This is a genomic window from Vibrio sp. HI00D65 (genome assembly GCF_001635455.1).
Taxonomy (GTDB): domain Bacteria; phylum Pseudomonadota; class Gammaproteobacteria; order Enterobacterales; family Vibrionaceae; genus Vibrio.
Genome location: NZ_LWEH01000013.1, coordinates 117,964 through 139,534, shown reverse-complemented (window position 1 = coordinate 139,534; position 21,571 = coordinate 117,964). Strand labels below are relative to the sequence as shown.

At 44.3% G+C, this 21,571-nt stretch carries 20 protein-coding genes, 1 riboswitch and 1 other annotated feature; of the genes, 6 read left to right on the top strand and 14 right to left on the bottom strand.

Annotated elements, in window-relative coordinates; genetic code table 11:
- Positions 1-2: 2 nt before the first annotated feature.
- From hisD to A3712_RS03765, 3 genes are all read right to left on the bottom strand, one after another.
- Positions 3-1,304, bottom strand: coding sequence for a histidinol dehydrogenase (gene hisD, locus A3712_RS03775; protein ID WP_063522349.1), 1,302 nt, complete (start codon positions 1,302-1,304; stop codon positions 3-5).
- Positions 1,304-2,200 carry an ATP phosphoribosyltransferase gene (gene hisG / locus A3712_RS03770; protein ID WP_008223531.1) on the bottom strand — a complete coding sequence of 299 codons (897 nt, stop codon included), beginning with the start codon at positions 2,198-2,200 and terminating at the stop codon, positions 1,304-1,306. The genes hisD and hisG overlap by 1 nt, the downstream gene beginning before the upstream one ends.
- A 53-nt stretch (positions 2,201-2,253) precedes the next feature.
- Positions 2,254-2,390, bottom strand: a sequence feature (His leader region).
- A gap of 190 nt (positions 2,391-2,580) precedes the next feature.
- On the bottom strand, positions 2,581-4,173 hold the full coding sequence (locus A3712_RS03765) for a Na+/H+ antiporter NhaC family protein (RefSeq protein WP_063522348.1): 1,593 nt from the start codon (positions 4,171-4,173) through the stop codon (positions 2,581-2,583).
- A 112-nt stretch (positions 4,174-4,285) separates the two neighbouring features.
- Positions 4,286-4,463, bottom strand: a riboswitch (Lysine riboswitch).
- Positions 4,464-4,827: 364 nt separating this feature from the next.
- Between A3712_RS03765 and A3712_RS03760 the strand changes: the two genes are divergently transcribed.
- Positions 4,828-5,238 carry an H-NS family histone-like protein gene (locus tag A3712_RS03760; protein ID WP_063522347.1) on the top strand — a complete coding sequence of 137 codons (411 nt, stop codon included), beginning with the start codon at positions 4,828-4,830 and terminating at the stop codon, positions 5,236-5,238.
- Between the two features lie 210 nt (positions 5,239-5,448).
- On the opposite strand, the gene A3712_RS03755 is transcribed toward A3712_RS03760, so the two are convergent.
- Positions 5,449-6,753: an inosine/guanosine kinase gene (locus A3712_RS03755; protein ID WP_063522346.1), complete on the bottom strand. Its 1,305-nt coding sequence runs from the start codon at positions 6,751-6,753 to the stop codon at positions 5,449-5,451.
- Between the two features lie 102 nt (positions 6,754-6,855).
- Positions 6,856-7,125 (bottom strand): hypothetical protein, encoded by a 270-nt coding sequence (locus A3712_RS03750; protein WP_063522345.1) that lies wholly within the window; start codon positions 7,123-7,125, stop codon positions 6,856-6,858.
- A 203-nt stretch (positions 7,126-7,328) separates the two neighbouring features.
- On the opposite strand from A3712_RS03750, the gene mnmA reads away from it, so the two are divergent.
- The 3 genes from mnmA (at position 7,329) to purB (ending at position 10,641) form a co-directional block, all read left to right on the top strand.
- A complete protein-coding gene (gene mnmA / locus A3712_RS03745; RefSeq protein ID WP_063522344.1) occupies positions 7,329-8,465 on the top strand; it encodes a tRNA 2-thiouridine(34) synthase MnmA in 1,137 nt (378 codons plus the stop codon).
- Between the two features lie 43 nt (positions 8,466-8,508).
- Positions 8,509-9,126, top strand: coding sequence for a high frequency lysogenization protein HflD (hflD, locus tag A3712_RS03740; RefSeq protein ID WP_063522343.1), 618 nt, complete (start codon positions 8,509-8,511; stop codon positions 9,124-9,126).
- A gap of 144 nt (positions 9,127-9,270) precedes the next feature.
- A complete protein-coding gene (gene purB / locus A3712_RS03735; RefSeq protein WP_063522342.1) occupies positions 9,271-10,641 on the top strand; it encodes an adenylosuccinate lyase in 1,371 nt (456 codons plus the stop codon).
- 249 nt (positions 10,642-10,890) lie between these two features.
- Here purB and htpX read toward each other — a convergent pair whose 3' ends face one another.
- Entirely contained in the window at positions 10,891-11,754 is an 864-nt protein-coding gene (htpX, locus tag A3712_RS03730) for a protease HtpX (protein WP_063522341.1), read from the bottom strand.
- Positions 11,755-12,041: 287 nt separating this feature from the next.
- Here htpX and A3712_RS27665 point away from each other — a divergent pair, with 287 nt between their 5' ends.
- Complete coding sequence (locus A3712_RS27665; RefSeq protein WP_164880325.1) at positions 12,042-12,209, top strand: hypothetical protein; 168 nt, start codon at positions 12,042-12,044, stop codon at positions 12,207-12,209.
- An 83-nt stretch (positions 12,210-12,292) separates the two neighbouring features.
- Here the strand turns inward: A3712_RS27665 and bioD are convergent, their stop codons facing one another.
- Genes bioD through bioB form a run of 4 tightly spaced genes read right to left on the bottom strand, consistent with a single transcriptional unit; the run spans position 12,293 to position 15,991 of the window.
- The gene (gene bioD, locus A3712_RS03725) at positions 12,293-12,976 is read right to left on the bottom strand and encodes a dethiobiotin synthase (RefSeq protein ID WP_063522340.1); all 684 of its coding nucleotides are present in this window, start codon (positions 12,974-12,976) and stop codon (positions 12,293-12,295) included.
- A complete protein-coding gene (gene bioC, locus A3712_RS03720) occupies positions 12,973-13,776 on the bottom strand; it encodes a malonyl-ACP O-methyltransferase BioC (protein ID WP_063522339.1) in 804 nt (267 codons plus the stop codon). The genes bioD and bioC overlap by 4 nt, the downstream gene beginning before the upstream one ends.
- Positions 13,777-13,779: 3 nt before the next feature.
- The gene (bioF, locus tag A3712_RS03715; protein ID WP_063522338.1) at positions 13,780-14,952 is read right to left on the bottom strand and encodes an 8-amino-7-oxononanoate synthase; all 1,173 of its coding nucleotides are present in this window, start codon (positions 14,950-14,952) and stop codon (positions 13,780-13,782) included.
- Positions 14,939-15,991 (bottom strand): biotin synthase BioB, encoded by a 1,053-nt coding sequence (gene bioB / locus A3712_RS03710; protein ID WP_063522337.1) that lies wholly within the window; start codon positions 15,989-15,991, stop codon positions 14,939-14,941. The genes bioF and bioB overlap by 14 nt, the downstream gene beginning before the upstream one ends.
- A 159-nt stretch (positions 15,992-16,150) precedes the next feature.
- On the opposite strand from bioB, the gene bioA reads away from it, so the two are divergent.
- The gene (gene bioA, locus A3712_RS03705; RefSeq protein ID WP_063522336.1) at positions 16,151-17,428 is read left to right on the top strand and encodes an adenosylmethionine--8-amino-7-oxononanoate transaminase; all 1,278 of its coding nucleotides are present in this window, start codon (positions 16,151-16,153) and stop codon (positions 17,426-17,428) included.
- A 136-nt stretch (positions 17,429-17,564) separates the two neighbouring features.
- Here bioA and A3712_RS03700 read toward each other — a convergent pair whose 3' ends face one another.
- The 4 genes from A3712_RS03700 to lolA form a co-directional block, all read right to left on the bottom strand.
- Complete coding sequence (locus A3712_RS03700; protein WP_063522335.1) at positions 17,565-17,831, bottom strand: DksA/TraR family C4-type zinc finger protein; 267 nt, start codon at positions 17,829-17,831, stop codon at positions 17,565-17,567.
- 235 nt (positions 17,832-18,066) lie between these two features.
- The gene (gene serS, locus A3712_RS03695; RefSeq protein WP_004741995.1) at positions 18,067-19,374 is read right to left on the bottom strand and encodes a serine--tRNA ligase; all 1,308 of its coding nucleotides are present in this window, start codon (positions 19,372-19,374) and stop codon (positions 18,067-18,069) included.
- Between the two features lie 142 nt (positions 19,375-19,516).
- Positions 19,517-20,866, bottom strand: a complete 1,350-nt coding sequence (locus tag A3712_RS03690) for a replication-associated recombination protein A (RefSeq protein ID WP_063522334.1) — start codon at positions 20,864-20,866, stop codon at positions 19,517-19,519.
- Between the two features lie 93 nt (positions 20,867-20,959).
- Positions 20,960-21,556, bottom strand: coding sequence for an outer membrane lipoprotein chaperone LolA (gene lolA / locus A3712_RS03685; RefSeq protein ID WP_004741992.1), 597 nt, complete (start codon positions 21,554-21,556; stop codon positions 20,960-20,962).
- Positions 21,557-21,571 lie beyond the last annotated feature (15 nt).

Below are 21,571 nucleotides of genomic sequence, written 5' to 3'. Positions count from 1 at the left end.
CCTTATTTAACTTGGTTTAACTTTTCAACTCGAATAGTCACAGCACGTTTGTGAGCATCCAAGCCTTCGGCTTCCGCCATAGTAACAACTGTTGGAGCTAAGCCTTTTAGCCCATCAGCGCTCAATTCTTGTACTGTCATACGTTTTGAGAAATCAGCTAAACCAAGGCTAGAGTATGTCTTGGTGTAACCGTAAGTCGGCAATACGTGGTTAGTACCAGAAGCATAATCGCCTGCCGATTCTGGAGACCAATCGCCAAGGAAGATAGAGCCTGCATTGTCTAGCAATGGCAGCAATTCACGTGGGTTCTTGGTTTGAACGATCAAGTGTTCAGGACCGTAGAAGTTTGAAATCGCAATCGCTTGAGTGATGGATTCAGCAATGATGATTAGGCTTGATGCCAATGCTTGCTGAGCGATACTCGCACGAGACAACTCTTTCAATTGTTTTTGAACGGAATCGGTCACTTGATCCGCAATCAATGGAGAAGGTGTGACCAACACCACTTGAGAGTCAGGACCGTGCTCCGCTTGGCTCAACAAGTCAGCAGCAATGAAGTCTGCGTCTGCTGTTTCATCAGCAATGACTAGCACTTCTGATGGGCCCGCTGGCATATCAATCGCCGCGCCGCGGAAGTCGTTGCTTACTTGGCGTTTTGCTTCAGTCACAAAAGCATTACCTGGGCCGAAAATCTTATCGACTTTAGCAACACTTTCCGTACCGTAGGCCATCGCAGCAACCGCTTGACCACCACCAACATTGTAAACCTCATCGATCTTACAAAGCTTAGCGACATACAAAATTTCGTCAGCGATTGGCGGAGGCGAACAAAGTACAACCTTGCGACAACCTGCGATTTGAGCGGGAACACCTAACATAAGAACCGTTGACGGAAGCGGCGCACTGCCACCTGGGATGTACAGACCAACCGTGTTAATCGCACGTGTCACTTGCTCACACATAACACCTGGTTGCGTCTCAACCTTAATTGGTTGAGGTTTCTGTGCTTCGTGGAACTTAGCAATATTGCTGTAAGCTTGTTCTAGCGCCTGCTTCATTTCTGGAGTTAAACGAGCGCTTGCTTCTTCAATTTCATCCGAGTTCACTCGAATTGATTTTGGAGTAACGCGGTCAAACTTCTCAGTCAGTTCTTTAAGCGCTGCATCGCCTTCATTTCGTACTTTTGCAATAACATCAGAAACTGTCGCTGTGATGTTTGCACCTGCAGCAATAGCAGGACGCTCTAATACCGAGTCTTGCTGTGATTCACTTAAAGATTGCCAAACAACGGTTCTCATCGTCATTACCCCATCATTTTTTCGATTGGTAGTACTAGAATCGAGCTTGCGCCTAACTCTTTCAGCTGTTCCATCGTTTCCCAGAACAAGTTCTCGGTACTTACTAGGTGAACGGCAACTTTATCTTTGTCTGTTGAAAGTGGCAGTACTGTTGGATCCTCAGCGCCAGGCAGTAGTGCTTTGATTTGCTCAAGCTGAGATGTTGGCGCGTGTAGCATGATATACTTCGACTCTTTCGCTTGTTGAACACCCTGCATACGAGTCAGTAGTTTTTCAATCAATGCCGTTTTGTCTGCGTCAAATTCACCAGTACGTTGAATCAAAGTCGCTTTAGACTGAAAAATCACTTCCGCTTCTTTTAGGCCGTTTGCTTCTAGCGTTGCGCCGGTAGAAACCAAGTCCGCGATTGCGTCAGCTAGGCCAGCGCGAGGAGCGACTTCAACCGAGCCTGTTAGCATACAAGTGCTGAAGTCAACACCCTGCTCGTCCATGTAGGCTTTAAGTAGTTGTGGGTAGGTTGTTGCAATACGCTTGCCCGCTAGATCTTGTGGGCCGTTGTACTGTTCATCTTTGTTAATTGCGATAGATAAACGGCAGCCACCGAAATCTAGACGACGTAGTGTTTCGAACTCTGCAGGCTCTTTAAGAGCAAGGCGATCTAGGCGAACTTCTTCAAGCTCGTTTTCACCGATAAAACCAAGGTCAACCACACCATCCATGATGAGACCTGGGATGTCGTCATCACGAACTAGCAGCAGGTCAATAGGCATATTTAGTGAATGAACGACTAGGCGCTCACCCATGATGTTAAATTTAACACCACATTTTTTTAGTAGGTCTTGGCACTCTTTACTTAGGCGACCTTTCTTTTGAATTGCGATTCTTAGGCGTTGTGTCTGCATTGCTGTATCCCTGTGCAAATATTTGAATTTATTGATTATTTCAAAGCGCTAAAACTAAAAAACCCTCGGAAGACTCTGTCATCCCGAGGGTTTAAATCTAAATTCTTTTGACTTAACCTCCGGGAGTAATCTTGCTCCCGGGTATACGTAAATCTCCCCGAAAGACTAGTTAGGGTGATGATGGTGGTGAATGTTCATTACTAATTTACGCATAATTATCATTTATTAGGTTGTTTGCTGTCTTATCTCCACACTAACCAAGGTAAGTTCCTTTTTCAACCATTAATTCGAACTTTTTTCTCGAAACTTAAAATTAAATTAACAGGCACAAAAAAGGGAGGCTAACGCCTCCCTGATAGCTTACTGATTAACTTTCGTTTTTAGCTTTTGCATGTCGCCATTTTGCAGCGAGAGAAATAAGCCAGAGCGAAACACACAGCGACGAACGTTAGAGCTGCCGCGCTGAATGCAATACCGATAGAAGCTGTCATACCTAGGGTAATAAAGCCTATGCACGATACAAACGCTACTGATAACGCGTATGGAAGCTGTGTTGATACGTGGTCGATGTGGTTACAACGAGCACCTGTCGAAGACAGAATCGTTGTATCTGAAATTGGAGAACAGTGGTCACCAAACACAGCGCCCGCTAGAACCGCACTTAGCATAGGAAGAATCAGTGCAATATCCGATGCTGCAGCCATATCACCCGCGATAGGTAGCATAATACCGAACGTACCCCATGAAGTACCGGTAGAGAAAGCCATGATGCCTGCAAGTAGGAACAAGATAACCGGTAACCAGTGGTAATCAATGCTGCCTGTTACTAGAGAAGACAAGTACGTACCTGTTTTCATGTCACCGATTACAGAACCGATAGTCCAAGCAAACACAAGAATTAGGATAGCGCCAAACATAGAGCTTGCACCGATCCACATCGTTCTTGCGATGCCTGCCATAGATAACTTCTGCTTAAATACGGTCGCAAGTGCAACAAGAAGACCGATGATGCCACCGTAAACAAGAGACTTACCAACATCTGTATTTTCGAATGCACCAAGTAGATTAAACGCTTGACCGTCAGCAGCTAGCGCTTGGCCGCCAGTGTAAAGCATCGCTGCAACCGTCGCGACGATCAATGAAACGATCGGCATGATTAAGTCAGAAACAGAACCATTCTCGCTCTCTTCGATATCTAGCTCTTCATTTAAATCGTGAGCTTGTTGGCTGTCATTGTCACCTTCAAAGCCACGACCTTGAGATGCTTCGATCTCGTGATCACGCATCTTACCAATATCTAGACCGAACCACGCCACTGCGAACACCATAAGAAGTGCAAATACCGCATAGAAGTTCATTGGAATTAGGCGAACGTAAGCGCCGAGGGCTGAATACTCAGTCACACCGTGTGTTACTAGGATGCCACCGATAATAGTAATGATGTAAGCACCCCAACTAGAAGCAGGCATGATCACACACATTGGAGCTGCAGTAGAATCAAGAATATAAGCTAGCTTAGCGCGAGATACATAGAAACGGTCTGTTACAGGACGAGAGATCGCACCTACCGCCAAGCTATTGAAGTAATCATCCACAAAGATGAATACGCCTAAGAAAGCTGCAAGCAGTTTTGAACCGCGCTTGCTTTTAACGCGAGACTGAGCCCATTCAGCGAATGCGCGAGTACCGCCAGATAGTGTTAGTAGCGCCGTTGTCATTCCCAGGATAATTAGGAAAGCAATGATGCTCATATTCCAAGTGTTGATACCGCCATCTTCAATGAAAACACCAGATGCTTTTGTAAATACGTAGCTAGCGGCATTACCCACTGAGTAATCAGCAAGTAAAATAGCACCCATAACGATACCGACACCCAAAGAAACCAATACACGGCGGGTAACGATAGCAAGGCTCAAAGCCACAAGTGGCGGAAGCAAAGATAAAGGAGATGTTGCAAAATCTATTAAATTCATGATCTTCAAAAACCAGTTTTTTATTTGGCTAGAGATCTACTGCAGACAAACTTGATACAGATGACCAAGTTCATGTTGAACTAAGCGAAAGGGAAGTGAACACTTCACCCAACCCTACAGTAGCGCTCCATAGTTTAAAATTAAGACTATGGCAGTGTTGTACCTATTGAGCACAACCCCAGCAAATTGCTTAGATATACAATTTACTTCGGCAATTACACCTTTCATCTTCGTTCATTGGCATCACCCCAACGAAAACTACTTTTTATAATTGCACCTCTACGTGCGACGACATTATTTACCACTCAAACAGTAGTTTAACAAATGATTAACCCAAACATCGCATCAGGTAGCCGCAATTGTACCCATCAAGAGCAACAATGCAACATATCATTCCAAGAAAAGTAGCTTTTTATTTATGAACTAATCAACCAAAGAATAGTCTACATAGTGGAATTACTCCACCAGTCACATATCAGATATTAAGATATTCTTAATATCTATTGTAAATGCAATAGAAAGGAGCATGGGAATTTTCAACTATTCATCTCACTTTTATATTTAAATATGTAATAAAAGAAATACTATTTGTTTTATTCCCAAGCTCTGTTTATTATTAGGTGGATTATTTAGTTTACCTTGATGGAAAATATCATGTCTGAATTAACAAAAACTCTATTAAATATCCGTAGCCTTCGCGCATTCTCACGTGAATTAACTCTTGAGCAACTAGAAGAAGCGCTAGACAAGCTAACTATTGTTGTACAAGAGCGTCAGGAGTCTGAAGCTGAAGAACGTGCGGCTAAAGCAGCACAAGAAGCTAAACTTTCTGCTATTGCTGAGCAAATCGCAAAAGACGGAATTGATGTTGCTGATCTTATTGCTGCGCTTTCTGGCGAAGCAAAGTCTAAGTCAGCAAAAGCTAAACGCGCTCCTCGCCCAGCTAAATACAAATATGTAGATGCAAACGGCGACGAGAAAACTTGGACAGGCCAAGGTCGCACACCTTCAGCTATACAAGAACAACTAGATGCTGGTAAATCTCTAGAAGATTTCGCTATCTAAGCGTTTAGTTTGTAGAGTGAGCAATCCAATTACCGACTAAGCAATATAGTTAATATTTAAGTCGACTAGAGTATTATTTACGGCTTCAATATATCAAGAAACAAAAAAGGCTCTTTTGGGAGCCTTTTTTATATTTTTTTACTAATTAATGTGTTTTATAAACATACTGCGCATTTGATAAACTTTTGCACAGCGGATGAACAAAATTTCTTATCTTTCCCAGTACGCTTCTTCTAGGCTATCTTCTCTTTCAGGAAGACCGCGAGATAAACGTGGAGAGTGCTGAACCAATACTTCGTAGCTCGCACGGTTCGAATATTTACAAACTTGTGAGAAAGAAGAATACGTCAAGAATGAATGCTGGTGCTTACTTGAGTTTGGCACGTTTTCTTTGTGGTACTTATTCGCTGCCATATCATGTAATAGAGCAGATAAAGCCGCATCACCTGCACCATTGGTATTTTTGATTTTCTCAGGACCGCCCATATAAGGCGCAATATGTGAATAAACTTTAGTAGGGTTTTCACATAAATCTTTATGAGCCGGACGGCTAAATTCATAACGGTTAAATTCAGCAATTGAACCTGGAAGTAAAGGCAGTGATGTTTCACGTTTCGCTGCATCTTCCGTGTAACCCGCCATAAATAGACCAACAGGACCTGCAGTACATAGTACTAGGTCTACCCAATCTAGCGCCTTATCAGAAGCAGCGAGTGGATCGCTTTCGCCAGTTAGAGCTTCGGCTTCGTCTTCATTCATTGCAACAACTGTTACGTGCTGCTCTAAGAAATCTTTCCAGAATTCAGGATCGTCTTGAATAACGAATTTAGTACCCAGTGTTAAAACAACAGGCACATCGTATTTCTTCGCGTATTCGATCGCTTTCATTGTTGCTTCAGGCATCGGGTCACCTGGCTTACAACGAACTAAATAAGCCGTTAATACTAAAGCAGAAGCACTTTTGAAAATCTTTTCAGGAATACTGTCTGGTTTTAGTTGGTTCATTTGTCCTTCGCTAATTGCGAAAGTACGCTCACCGTCTTCAGTAATTAATGCAAAGCAGCGACCAATTGCTCCATCTACCCCTTGTAAATGGTTCAAGTCCATTCTGCTTGATGTATTACATAAATAGCGGTAACCATAGCTACCAATTTTAATATCTTGGCTCATTACACCGAGTAGCGTTGAACGGTCATCCGCAAGTACTGAGTAATTGTGCAATGTATTACCGATAGTACCACCAGCATATTCATTGGTAATTAGGCACTGTTCTTTTAGTTCTTGATACAAAGACTCAGCCGCTTCATCACCGATAACCAGTGAGTGTCCCTTACTTAAACCATACTTCTCAATAAGTTCAGAACTCACTTTTGCTTCAATATCAACCAAAGTTTGGTCAATACCGATAATATGAGTGCGTGACATTCTTTTACTGCTTTGAGCTTGGCTCACTAATGGGTCACGTGCGTGAACCGGAAAATAGTGCTTTGATTTACGTTGTCCAGGGAATTTCATAGGGCTAGTCTAAGTCAAAGGGAAATAGGTGGCGGATTCTACCGCGCTATATTTAACGCGGCAATCGTTCAAACTATAGCAAACGTTTGCTGAGTTATTTTTTTATTCACCTTCCATAAAGCTTAAATCAGGCAGCATCTCTAAATGCTCGGCATAGCGCTTTTGATTAAACTCTGCGCCATTTTTCATTACGTCAAATACTTCAACCGCAAGTGCACATGCCATTGCTGCAATTGCGTCTTCACGCGGTGTGCCTGTCATCATAAGGCGCAGTAAAGTCTCTTTTACTTTAATTGGCTGACCGTCTTCTAGCTGATTTTCAATAATTTCAATCAACTGCTCTTCTTGCATAAATTCATTTTGTTCAGACATTTTGTTATCTCAAGTCTTGGATTTCGAGCGACTATGCCACATATACTTCTGACATCCTAGCGACTCACCTCGCTCTCATGCGATTACTAGCAAAGTCAGCGCACTATTTGTGCAAATGAAACTGTGATTCCGGTCTCGGATCTGTCACGGCGTTTCTCTTTCTGTTAGAATCTGCGATCAAGTAATAGTAACGGTGTTTAGACATGTCAGATATCAGCTCTGGAAACAGCGAAAAGAAAGTAATTGTCGGTATGTCCGGCGGTGTAGATTCGTCAGTATCGGCGTATCTTCTTCAGCAACAAGGCTATCAAGTAGAAGGCCTTTTCATGAAAAACTGGGAAGAAGACGATAACGAAGAATACTGCACGGCAGCTGAAGATCTTGCTGATGCTCAGGCGGTATGTGACAAACTAGGTATCCACCTTCACACTATCAACTTTGCTGCGGAATACTGGGACAATGTGTTCGAATACTTCCTTGCGGAATACAAAGCAGGTCGTACGCCTAACCCTGATATTCTTTGTAACAAAGAAATCAAATTCAAAGCATTCTTAGAGTTTGCCGATGAAGTACTAGACGCAGACTACATTGCGATGGGTCACTATGTTCGTCGTACTTTCCCAACTCAAGAAGAGTTAGATGCTGGCGTAAAACCAGAAATGCTACGTGGTCTAGACAGTAACAAAGACCAAAGCTACTTCCTTTACACGCTAAGCTCAGACCAAGTCGCGCGCAGCCTATTCCCAGTTGGTGAATTAGAGAAACCAGAAGTACGACGTATTGCTGAAGAGCAAGACTTAATCACAGCGAAGAAGAAAGATTCTACAGGTATATGCTTTATCGGTGAGCGTAAGTTCACAGAATTCCTTGGCAAATACCTACCAGCACAACCAGGTGACATCGAAACACCAGAAGGTAAAGTGATTGGTAAACACAATGGCTTGATGTACCACACGCTGGGCCAACGTAAAGGCCTTCACATTGGCGGTACCAAAGGTGGTGGCGGTAATGAAGAACCATGGTTTGTTGGTGAAAAAGACCTTAAGCGTAATGTTCTGATTGCCGTACAAGGTAAAGAACACCCTCTTCTTAAATCAGAAGGTTTAATCGCTTCTCAGCTTCATTGGGTAAATCGCGCACCAATTACTGAAGTTATGACATGCACGGTGAAAACACGTTACCGTCAAACCGATATTCCTTGTACAATCATCCCAATTGATGACGAGAACATTAAGGTTATTTTTGACGAGCCACAGATCGCAGTGACTCCAGGTCAATCTGCAGTATTCTACCAAGACGACGTATGTCTTGGCGGTGGTATCATCGAAAAACGCATCTAACTGATCGAACGACAAACGATAGAAGATAACTAGGAGTTACTACGTGGCTAATACACTTTATGACCGTACTATTGCTTTCGCCGGAATTTGCCAAGCTGTGGCTTTGGTTCAACAAGTAGCGAAAGACGGCCATTGTGATAAAGATGCCTTCGAAGCCTCACTCAGTGCTATTTTGAATACTAGCCCAGCAAACACTGTTGGTGTTTTTGGACGTGAAGCTAACCTAAAATTAGGTCTTGAGTGTCTAGTAAAAGGTATCGATAGTACTCCTGCTGGTAGCGATATCACTCGTTACATCATCAGCTTAATGGCGCTTGAACGTAAGCTATCATCTCGCAACGACTCTATGTCTCAGCTTGGTGACCGCATTCAAACTGCAGAGCGCCAGAGTGAGCATTTCGACTTGTTTGACGAGCAGATGGTCAGCAACCTAGCGAGCATCTACCTTGATGTTGTGAGCCCAATCGGCCCTCGTATTCAGGTTTCTGGCACGCCTGCGGTACTTCAACAAACCTCGACCCAACATAAGGTTCGTGCCCTACTACTCTCAGGGATTCGAAGTGCTGTTCTATGGCGTCAGGTGGGCGGCAAACGTCGTCACCTTATCTTCGGTCGCAAGAAGATGATCGAGCAGGCTCAAATCCTATTAGCTCGAATGTAACTTATTGGCTCGCGTCTCGTCGCGAGCTTGTTTTTTTGTATCAATACAACCCTCACGCAAACGTTTGCGCAATATGCGTGACAATTGAGAGTGTTACTGGTATAAACCTCTCAAAATTTTGAAAACTCAATTCAGGAGAACACCATGGAACTGTCAGCATTGACTGCTGTTTCACCAGTAGACGGCCGTTACGGAAGTAAGACTATTGCATTACGCAGCATCTTTAGTGAGTTTGGTCTACTAAAGTACCGCTCTATCGTTGAAATTCGTTGGTTACAAAAGCTTGCAGCTACTGATGCAATCAAAGAAGTACCAGCGTTCAGTGCAGAAGCTAACCAGTTTCTTGATGAACTAGCCGCTAACTTCAGCGAAGAAGACGCTCTACGTATCAAAGAGATCGAGCGCACAACAAACCACGACGTAAAAGCGGTTGAGTACTTCTTGAAAGAGAAAGTAGCTGGCGTTCCTGAGCTTCACGCTGTTAACGAATTCATTCACTTTGCATGTACTTCTGAAGACATCAACAACACGTCTCACGCGCTTATGCTTAAAGAAGCTCGTGACGAAGTTGTTCTTCCAGAAATCCGCAACGTAATCGACGCAATCAAAGCACTTGCGAACGAATACCGCGACATTCCTCTTCTTTCTCGTACACACGGTCAGCCTGCTTCACCTTCTACTATGGGTAAAGAGATGGCTAACGTTGCGTATCGTATGGAACGTCAATACAAGCAAATCGAAAACGTTGAGATCCTCGCTAAAATCAACGGCGCTGTTGGTAACTACAACGCACACCTTTCTGCATACCCAGAAGTAGATTGGCACCAGTTCTCTGAAGAGTTCATCACTGAATCTCTTGGTGTAACTTGGAACCCGTACACAACTCAAATCGAACCTCACGATTACATCGCTGAGCTATTCGACGCGATTGCTCGTTTCAACACTATTCTTCTAGACTTCGACCGTGACGTTTGGGGCTACATTGCGCTTGGCCACTTCAAGCAGAAGACGATTGCTGGTGAGATCGGCTCTTCTACAATGCCGCATAAAGTTAACCCAATTGACTTCGAAAACTCGGAAGGCAACCTTGGTCTAGCTAACGCTGTATTCGGCCACCTAGCACAAAAACTTCCAGTTTCTCGCTGGCAACGTGACCTAACTGACTCTACGGTTCTTCGTAACCTAGGTGTTGGTGTTGGCTACGCTATCATTGCATACACTTCAACTCTGAAAGGTATTAGCAAGCTAGAAGTTAACCGCGAAGCACTACTTGCTGAACTAGACAAGAACTGGGAAGTTCTAGCTGAACCAGTACAAACAGTAATGCGTCGTTACGGCATCGAGAAGCCATACGAGAAGCTTAAAGAACTAACTCGTGGTAAGCGTGTAGACGGCGAAGGCATGCGTGCATTCATCGATGGTCTAGAGATCCCTGAAAACGAGAAAGTTCGTCTAAAAGAGATGACTCCAGCGAACTACATCGGTCAAGCTGCTGAGCTAACTGACAAGCTATAATTCGAGGTTCGAATTAGATGATATGAGAAGGCTTTCCATGTGAAAGCCTTTTTTGTTGCGTGCAATAACGTGTGCAAGCAACGCAAGAGTTATCAAACAAGAAACCAAAAACCAGTCCTAACCTCATTTTGATAGAGCTAAACTCTCACAATAACGAAAACCACATCCCTTCAATCTCCGGTCTTAACAGTTGAGATCAAAAAAGGCCTCCCGAAGGAAGCCTTTAATATTCTCTAATGGTGTTAGAGATTACATATTACGCAGAGACGCGATGCGCTTATCTAGCGGTGGGTGGCTCATTAGAAGCTCTGTTAGAGAACGCTTACCGTTGATACCAAGTGCCATCATAGAACCTTCTAGTTGTGGCTCGTGGCTCATCTTTAGACGTTCTAGTGCAGCAATCATCTTCTCTTTACCCACCAAGTGAGCAGCACCTGCATCGGCATGGAACTCACGATGACGGCTGTACCACATGGTGATGAAGCTCGCTAGGAAGCCAAATACCAATTCCAACACCATAGACACACCGAAGTACACCATCATGTTGCTACCACCTTCTTCCTCGTTGTCATTCGATGCCACAATGTTGGCAATGAAACGAGATAAGAAAATAACGAACGTGTTCACAACACCTTGCATCAACGTCATTGTCACCATGTCGCCGTTTGCGATGTGGCTAACTTCATGCGCCAGTACCGCTTCAGCTTCATCACGCGTCATGTTGTGTAGCAAACCAGTTGATACCGCGACCAATGAATCGTCACGCTTAGCACCAGTTGCAAATGCGTTGATGTCTGGCGAGTCATAGATCGCCACTGTCGGCATACCAATACCAACCTGTTGAGATTGACGGCTTACCGTCTCCATCAACCAATGTTCTGTTTCGTTACGCGGGCTTTCAATCACCATACCGCCAACAGAACGAAGTGCCATTTTCTTTGACATCATTAGTGAGATGAATGAGCCGCCGAAACCGAATACCGCAGCCATCACCAGTAAGCCTGAGAGGCTACCTGGTTGCATACCTGTGACTGCGTATACAATATTAAGAACAACACTTAGAACCAATACAACCGCAAGGTTGGTTGCAAGGAACAACATTACTCGCTTCATTACTTATCTCCGCATGAAAGCTGTTTTTATCAAACTTATTGTTATAAACAAGGCAGACAGCAATTGATTCCAACCTTGACGACTTATACTTACTTATACTTACTTATACATATAGTCTTAGATTAAGAAAACAAGGTTAAGCATTAAATTGAAACATTTGATTACGGGAGTAGCGCAATTCGCACTCGTCCATTAGACCTAAGTCGTATGGTCTACCTCTGGCGATCCGTTTAGAGTGTCAATCAATTAATTGTATTGGCTAGTTCATGTAACAAAAGGAAAGGATCATGGTTGAAGGTACTAACACTCAAATGGCTATCGATTTACTGTGCTGTCACCTAGGGATTACTGAAGAAGAAGCGAAAAAACAGATCGGTATTCTTACGCCAGAAGCAGCTCAAAAAAACATCACAGAGACACAGCAAGCACTAATGGGTCTGACAAAAGAGCACTAATCCCTCGCTTGACTCTATAAAGGCTTAAATAGCAAAAGGGCTGCAATCGCAGCCCTTATCTTATTTTATGCTCTACTCACCAATTAAAGTGCAAGCAATGGCTGAACATCGATGTACTTACCAATGTTCTTAGACTTAGCTTTTGGTACGTAAGGGATCTCACCTAGCTTTGGCGCACCTAGCTTATCTTCAAGCATCGCAATAATATCCGCGTAATGTTCCGTGCCTGGATTAATTCGGTTAGCCACCCAACCTACTAGGTTTAAGCCGTCAGCACGAATCGCTTCTGCAGTTAATAGAGCGTGGCTCAAGCAGCCTAGCTTAATACCTACCGTCAGAACCACTGGAAGCTGTTCTTTTTTAACCCAGCTAGACAGATACTCATCATCTGAAACGGGTACTCGCCATCCACCTGCGCCCTCGACTAAAACGATGTCAGAGTTCTGTTTATGTTCAGCTAGCTTAGCCGATAGCACTTCTTCTTCAATCACCACACCGTCATGCTTAGCCGCAATGTGAGGAGATGAAGGTAGTAGTAATGCGTACGGGTTAACGTCTTCATAAGCGATCTCTTGTGTCGCTGCTTCTTGAAGATGTAGCGCGTCGCTATTACGTAACCCTTCAGGGTACTTTTCACACCCTGCAGCAACTGGTTTATAACCAATTGTTGATAAATCTTGTGCGGCCAAAGCTTGAAGAATCGCTTTTGAAACCACAGTTTTTCCCACTTCGGTATCCGTACCTGCAATGAATACTGCATCAATCATAATTGAATAACCCCTAAACAAACTTGATATGTTGCTGGTAAGAAACCTTGATGGTTTTTAAACTCTCGATATTCCCGTTCAACAAGCTGCAACATGTGACGACTTGTCAAACCTTGTGAGCGACCAATTACGTGATTAGCACCAATGCCTTTAAGGTCTCGCATCAGTTCAAACGCAGTGTCGTACCAAAAGGTGATGGTGGGCAAGTCTAGTTGATGAGCCGTACAGCTAGATTGCGCTAACGCAATTTTTACCTGATTGATTGTAATAAAATGGTTAACATGTTGATGTGAGTCAATTTTGGACCATGACTTTTCTAGCTCAAACAGTGATCCATCAAGCAAAGTTGAGAAGATGACTTGTCCATTAGCCGCAGCAACACGCTTCATTTCCTTTAAAGGCGACGATAAATCGTCACACCATTGCAACGCTAAGCTCGAGAAAACAATATCGAAGCATCCATTTGCAAACGGCAATTGTTCGGCATCAGCTTGTTGATATAAAGAGACGGCAGAACCACAGCGCTGCTTTGCCTTCTCTAGCATTCCAAGAGAAAGATCGACACAAACCACTTCGGCACCGCGACTCAAAAGCTGTTCTGAGAAATAACCCGTTCCGCAACCGAGGTCGAGGACCTTAAGACCAGAAAGATCGCTTGGTAGCTTATCCAGTAAGCGGTGGCCCACATCACGCTGAAACTCAGCATGTTTGTCATAGGTAGTTGCCGCTTTACCAAACGCTTCGGCAATCGCACTTTTATCTTGGCCTAGGTATTCATGCACTACTGCTTCCTGTGACATTTGCTAAACCTCTTCCTTTAATGCACAGCTCAATTCGATAGCTTGAAGCAACGAACGGCTTAATTGGTTAACCTGCTTTTGAGTGTGATTGGCGGTTAATGTAATTCGCAAACGAGCCGTCCCAGCCTGAACGGTCGGCGGTCTTATCGCCGTTACCCATATCTGATTGCGCTTTAACTCTTCTGCTATCGATAATGCCGCCTGCGTTTCCCCTATCACAAATGGCTTAATAGGAGTCTTGGTATCTACAAAGCCATGTATACCTCTCATCTGCTCCGCATATATACCACCTAGCTCAATCAGTTTTTCTCTGCGCCACTCTTGGGTTTGAATCATCTGACACGCATGGGACAAAGCGAAAGCCTGTGAGGGTGGCATTGCCGTCGAATAGACATGATGCCGTGCAAACTGGGTTAAGTAATCACCCACCTCGGCTGAACATAGAATCGCAGCACCGGAAAGACCAAATGCTTTACCGAAGGTCACCACCAAAATATCAGGTGTGATTTGCACAGCATTGCAGCTACCTGCCCCTCTGTCGCCTAACACACCGATGCCATGAGCGTCATCAACCGCCAACCAACTGTCATATTCATTGGTAAGGCTAGTGATATCTTCGAGAGGTGCTTGGTCACCATCCATGCTGAAAACGCCCTCCGTCACGATTAACGATTGTGGAGAACGGCTTAGTAACGACTCAAGATGCTGCACATTGTTGTGCTTAAAGCGTTTCATTGAGGCCGGAGAAAGCACACCCGCTTCTATCAAAGAGGCGTGATTAAGCTTGTCTTGTAGCAAGACGTCATCTTTCTCGAGCAGAGAAAACAACAAGGCTTGATTGGCGCTGAATCCAGAATTGAAAAGAATGGCACGCTCGAAGCCAAGCCACTCACACAGCTGAGCTTCTAGGTTTCGATGAGCTGAGCTAAACCCGGTGACTAATGGCGACGCTGCACTGCCAGCACCATACTGATACAACCCGTTTTGCCATGCTTCGACCAACTCAGGATCGTTCGCCAGTCCCAAGTAGTCATTACTCGAAAAGTTTATGAAGTGTGAACCTTCACTACTAAGCAATGGACCATTACTGTTTTCAAGCACCTTGAGTTGACGTGTTAACCCTTGCTCACGGCGATAAACAAGGGCTTCTTTGATGCGAGATTTAAACCGTGGCATCGTAGAACATGTCATCTTTCGTAGGGCGAGCTGCAACGCGCTCCACCACTTGATCTAACAGTTCGTTTTCTTGAATTTCATCAGGCTTTTGAGCCACTTCTTGGCTGTTGATACCCAGCTTCTTGAACAGCTGCATATCTGTATCTTCATCTGGGTTTGGCGTAGTCAATAGCTTACAGCCGTAGAAGATAGAGTTTGCACCTGCCATGAAACACATCGCTTGCATCTGTTCGTTCATGTTCTCGCGACCTGCAGATAAACGAACCGCAGACTTAGGCATCATGATACGAGCAATCGCGATCAATTTAATAAAGTCGAAAGACTCAACATCATCGACGTTTTCCATCGGTGTGCCTTTCACTTTAACAAGCATATTGATTGGCACACTCTCTGGGTGTACCGGAAGGTTAGCTAGCTCTACCAGAAGACCTGCACGGTCATTAGTGCTTTCACCCATACCAATAATACCGCCTGAACAGATCTTCATACCGGCATCACGAACGTGAGATAGCGTGTCTAGACGATCTTGATAGGTACGAGTGGTAATAATGCTGCCATAAAACTCTGGAGAGGTATCAAGGTTGTGGTTGTAGTAATCCAACCCTGCATCGGCTAATTCACCTGCTTGCTCGGGCGTTAGCATGCCTAGTGTCATACAGGTTTCTAGTCCCATACCTTTTACACCTTTAATCATATCGGTAAGGTGTGGCATATCGCGCGCTTTCGGGTTCTTCCATGCTGCGCCCATACAAAAACGTGTTGAGCCCGCATTCTTAGCTTTCTGTGCGGCATCCAACACACGCTCAACTTCCATCAGGCGCTCTTTATCGACATCAGTTCGATAGTGAGCACTTTGCGGACAGTATTTACAATCTTCAGGACAAGCACCTGTTTTGATCGATAACAGCGTACTCACCTGCACGTGGTTGTGCTCTTGGTACTGTCTGTGAACCAGTTGTGCTTCAAACATTAAATCCATAAATGGTTTTTCAAGCAGTGCCTTTACTTCAGCGACTGTCCAGTCATGACGAACTTCCACGTGTCGATCCTTTTTTATTATTTGATGTCGCATCTCCATCAATAGAGATTGCATTTATGCTTGGCTAGTCTACCGACAAGCTTTAGACTGTCAACACATTGATAATAACAAAAGTTTACATATGGTTGCTTTTTAACCGCAACAGGAACGGAAATCGTTATGGATCTCGCCTTTGATCGCCAGCATATCTGGCATCCCTACACATCAACTTTAACACCTCTGACCTGCTATCCTGTTACCAATGCAGACGGCGTTTACCTAGAACTAGAAGACGGAAATCGAATTATTGATGGCATGTCCTCTTGGTGGTCAACGATCCACGGATACAATCATCCGGTCTTAAACGAAGCAGCGCACAGCCAGATCGAAAAGGTTTCACACGTGATGTTTGGTGGCATCACCCACCAGCCCGCTATCGATTTATGTAAGAAGCTTCTTAAGCTAGCACCAGACAATCTAGAACACGTATTTTTGGCTGATTCGGGCTCAGTTGCTGTAGAAGTGAGCCTAAAAATGGCACTTCAGTTTTGGCATGCGAAAGGACAACCTCGCTCTAAATTCTTAACGCTGAGAGATGGTTATCATGGTGACACGTTCGCTGCGATGTCAGTGACAGATCCCGATAACTCAATGCACAGTCTCTATAAGGGTTTTTTACCTGAGCATATTTTCGCTGACTCACCGAAGACTGGCTTTTGGGATGACTGGAACCCAAGTGACATTGATAGTTTTCGTGAAAAGCTATCCGCACATCATCAAGAAGTCGCCGCCGTGATCTTAGAGCCGATTGTTCAAGGCGCTGGCGGTATGCGTATTTATCACCCTGAGTTCTTAAAACAAGTTCGCTTGCTTTGTGACGAATTTAACGTGCTGTTAATTTTGGATGAGATTGCGACCGGCTTTGGCCGCACAGGTAAATTGTTTGCCTGCGAGTATGCAGATACTCAACCGGATATTTTGTGTGTCGGCAAAGCACTGACTGGTGGTTACATGACGCTTTCCGCAACACTAGCAAGCAAAGAAGTCGCAGACACCGTATGTGGAGGTGAAGCAGGTTGCTTCATGCACGGCCCAACTTTTATGGGTAACCCATTAGCTTGTGCCGTTGGGGCCGCGAGTTTATCCCTAATAGAGCAAGGCCACTGGCAAAATCAAACTCTACAAATTGAACAGCTCTTCTCAGAGCTACTGCCACCGTTGCTCAAACATGAACTGGTTAAAGACGTTCGTTGGTTAGGCGCTATTGGCGTCGTAGAGACCCACTCGCCAGTCGAAATGGAAACTATACAGGCTCATTTTGTCGAGCAAGGTGTTTGGATTCGTCCATTCGGAAGGTTAATTTATATGATGCCTCCGTTTATTAGCGAACCACAACATATCGAAAAATTGGTCGCTGCTATCGACACTGCATTACAAAATACTCATTGCTTTAAATAGCTATTAAATAATGAGTTTATTGTTCTGAACAAGAGTGGTGATTATTTCCGTATATCTTCAGTAATAAATAATTTAATAAAACTAAAAGGCCTTACATAAAAGTAAGGCCTTATCTATTTTGAAGATATCCGTCAGTTTAACGTAATTGACTATCTTTACTTGCTCGACGGTTAAACAATGAATGTCGATGTGCGTCGTGCTCTAATAATAACTGACATTCGATACACAAACGAACGCCTTTTAACGCGAGTCGTCTTTTTTCTGGTATCTCGTCGCCACACTCATCACAATAACGCAAACTCTCACCACCTCGAAGGTTTCCTCTTACACGAGAGATCTCATCATCGATGGTATTTTGTATTTGCTGGCTGACACTGTCGTCTCCAGCCCATCCTACGGCCATAAGCCCTCCTCTATACATAAACGAGAAAATCTTTACCTACCGCGGTAAGAGCACATTATAGCCGGATATCAATTGGGTAATAATAACCACAAATAACAAATTACTATTACAAATTGGTAATAGTAATTAAATAAAAGTAGTTAAGGAATGCATCAACCAATGATTAAGGTAATAAAAAACCCAGCCAATAGGCTGGGTTTTCAATATTTTATGAGCTCATTAAATCGTAAAACGATTAGCCGATGTGCGTTACGCCGCCCATGTATGGCTGAAGTACTGCTGGGATAGCAATACGGCCATCTGCTTCTTGGTTGTTCTCAAGAATCGCAACCATAGTACGACCAACAGCAAGACCAGAACCGTTTAGTGTGTGCACAAGTTCAGGTTTCTTCTCGCCTTTACGACGGAAACGAGCTTGCATACGACGAGCTTGGAAATCCCACATGTTTGAACAAGAAGAGATTTCACGGTAAGTCTCTTGTGCTGGAACCCATACTTCTAAATCGTAAGTTTTCGCAGCGCCGAAGCCCATGTCACCAGTACATAGAACCACTTTACGGTAAGGAAGCTCTAGAAGTTGAAGTACTTTCTCAGCGTGACCTGTTAGCTCTTCAAGAGCTGCCATTGAGTCTTCTGGCTTAGTGATTTGTACTAGTTCAACTTTGTCGAATTGGTGCATACGGATAAGACCACGAGTGTCACGACCGTAAGAACCCGCTTCAGAACGGAAACATGGAGTGTGAGCTGTCATCTTAAGTGGCAGTTCAGCTTCGTCTGTAATGGTATCGCGAACCATGTTTGTTACCGGTACTTCCGCAGTAGGGATAAGTGATAGCGTCTTAAGAGGAACATCACTTACTTGCTCAGTTAGCGGGCTTGTGTGGAACAAGTCTTCGCCAAACTTAGGAAGTTGACCCGTGCCGTATAGGCTATCGTGGTTCACTAGGTACGGTACGTACATTTCTGTGTAGCCGTGCTCATCAGTGTGAAGGTCCAACATGAACTGAGCAATCGCACGGTGTAGACGTGCAAATTTGCCTTTCATCACGATGAAACGAGAACCAGAGATTTTTACTGCGCTAGCAAAATCAAGACCGCCAGACATTTCGCCAAGATCAACATGATCTTTTACTTCGAAGTCGTAAGTCTTAGGTTGACCCCAACGAGAAACTTCAACGTTATCATCTTCGTCTTTACCTTCTGGCACAGACTCGTCTGGCAGGTTTGGAATAGACATAGTGATCGTTTCTAGATCAGATTGAAGCTCAGCCAATGCTGCTTTAGCTTGGTCTAGTTCTGCGCCTAAGTTGCCTACTTCAGCAAGGATACGCTCAGCTTCTTCATGGTCGCCTTTTGCTTTCGCTTGACCAATGGACTTCGATCGAGAGTTACGTAACGCTTGTAGCTCTTCAGTTTTCATCTGAAGGGACTTACGTTTTTCTTCAAGTTCACGAATTGTCTCTACATCAAGGGCGAAGCCTCGACGTGCTAATTTTGCCGCTGTTTCATCCAGCTCAGCTCGAAGTAATTTAGAATCCAGCATTGCTAATCCTATGCTTTAGTTATTTGAATATTCAGTAATTTGCTACTGAATCACTGCTAAACCCCTAAAACTGGTGCTATTTCAACCAATTTGTAACGATTTAATTTAAATTTTATGACTAGGTAACGATATCCAAAAAAGACTACTTTTCATAGCGTTTTTGTGGGCTTTTTGCGTCCAAATCCGCCAGATAATCTAGCTTCTCGCCAATTTTGGTCTCTAAGCCTCGTTTTGTTGGGAAATAGTATTGCTTCTCTCCCATTTCAGAAGGCAAGTACTTTTCACCCGCAGCGTAGGCTCCTGGTTCATCATGAGCATAACGGTATTCTTGCCCGTAGCCCATGTCCTTCATCAAGGTCGTTGGTGCATTTCGCAAATGATGAGGCACTTCGTACTCAGGGAGGTTATGAGCATCGGATAACGCTTGCTTCCATGCTGTATAAACCGCATTACTCTTTGGTGCACAAGCTAAATAAACAACCGCCTGTGCAATCGCGCGTTCTCCCTCAGCAGGACCAATACGTGTAAAGCAATCCCAAGCAGACATCGCAACCTGCATGGCACGAGGGTCAGCGTTACCAATATCTTCAGAAGCTATTGCCAATAAGCGCCTAACGATATAAAGCGGATCACAGCCTGCCGCAATCATTCGAGCCGACCAGTACAGCGCCGCATCAGGTTTTGAACCACGAATCGATTTATGAACAGCGGATATTAGGTCATACCAAATATCACCCTTGTTATCAAAGCGAGCCACTTTCTCACCTGCTACTTCCGCAAGCAACTGTATGGTAACCGACTTCTCACCTTTGTCGTTGTCTTCAGCCATGTCATACAGCAGCTCAAGGTAGTTGAGCGACATACGCGCGTCACCGTTCACTAACTCAGCTAAGCGATCCAAAACATTGTCAGCAAAGTGAGCAGGAACGTCACCAAGGCCACGCTGCTTATCTTCAACCGCTTGGCGTATTACCGTCGCAATATCATCGGTATTGAGAGAAGTCAGCTTGTACACTCGCGCACGAGATAACAGAGCATTGTTTAACTCGAAGGAAGGATTTTCGGTCGTCGCACCAATGAAGGTAACCGTACCTTCCTCAATATGAGGCAGAAAAGCATCTTGCTGGCTTTTATTAAAACGATGGACCTCATCCACAAACAAGATGGTTCTTCGCCCTGCTTGCTTGTTTTCACGCGCTTTTTCGATAGCGATGCGAATGTCTTTCACGCCAGATGTCACAGCAGACACACGCTCCACTTCTGCATTAGCATAATTGGCGGCTACTTCTGCGAGCGTGGTTTTACCGGTGCCAGGAGGCCCCCACAAAATCATCGAGTGTATATGGCCCGCTTCAAGGGCTCTACGCAGGGGTTTTCCTGGACCTAATATGTGCTGCTGACCGATGTACTGCTCTACAGTTTCTGGTCTCATACGAGCAGCAAGGGGACGAAAATCTTCGTCCCCTGCAAAATCTAAGCTGTAATTACTCAATTGCAATCTCTTGATTATTTGATGGCATCGAGCTGATGGAAACAATATCCCTCAACCCTATCGACGTACTACCAAACGATCGGCTTGTTTCGATCAATTTCTTTGGTCGTCGACCTCGACACCTTCCGGTGCTACAAAAGTAAAGCGGTCTGCTGCTGGTTTCCCCAGGTTCACATTGCTGAAGGTAAACTCACCTTTTTGACCGTCTTGTTCAATCACATTAAAGCCTTGAACAATGCCTTTTTCATTGATATTAATCTGGAAGTCACCCTGATTAGAGTCAACTGCCGTTGGTGTTAACGTAAATTGGTTACCCGATTGCGCCACATTGTAGTTATCCCAATCGCTTTCTTGGTTACGAGTCAGTAGTACAAAAGGCGTTTGCGATGTCGCTTGCTCTTGCCAGTAAATGCTGACTTGCTCAATGAACGGGCTGTAATACCACAAACTCTGCCCATCAGAGACCAATAGGTTTTCATCCGGGAAAGTGGTTTCCCAACGGAATAAGCTTGGACGTGCAATTTCAACCGTGCCTTCACCTTCCATTACAACATCACCGTCAGGGCTTGTGACCACTTGTTTAAAATCAGCACTAAACCCTGCGTTCAATGCCAAGCGGCTGCTCAACTCTTCTTTGGGAGAAGCAAACACTGAGAAGCTCATAAATAAAAGTGCGAATACTTTTTTCATTAATAGTCCTATTAC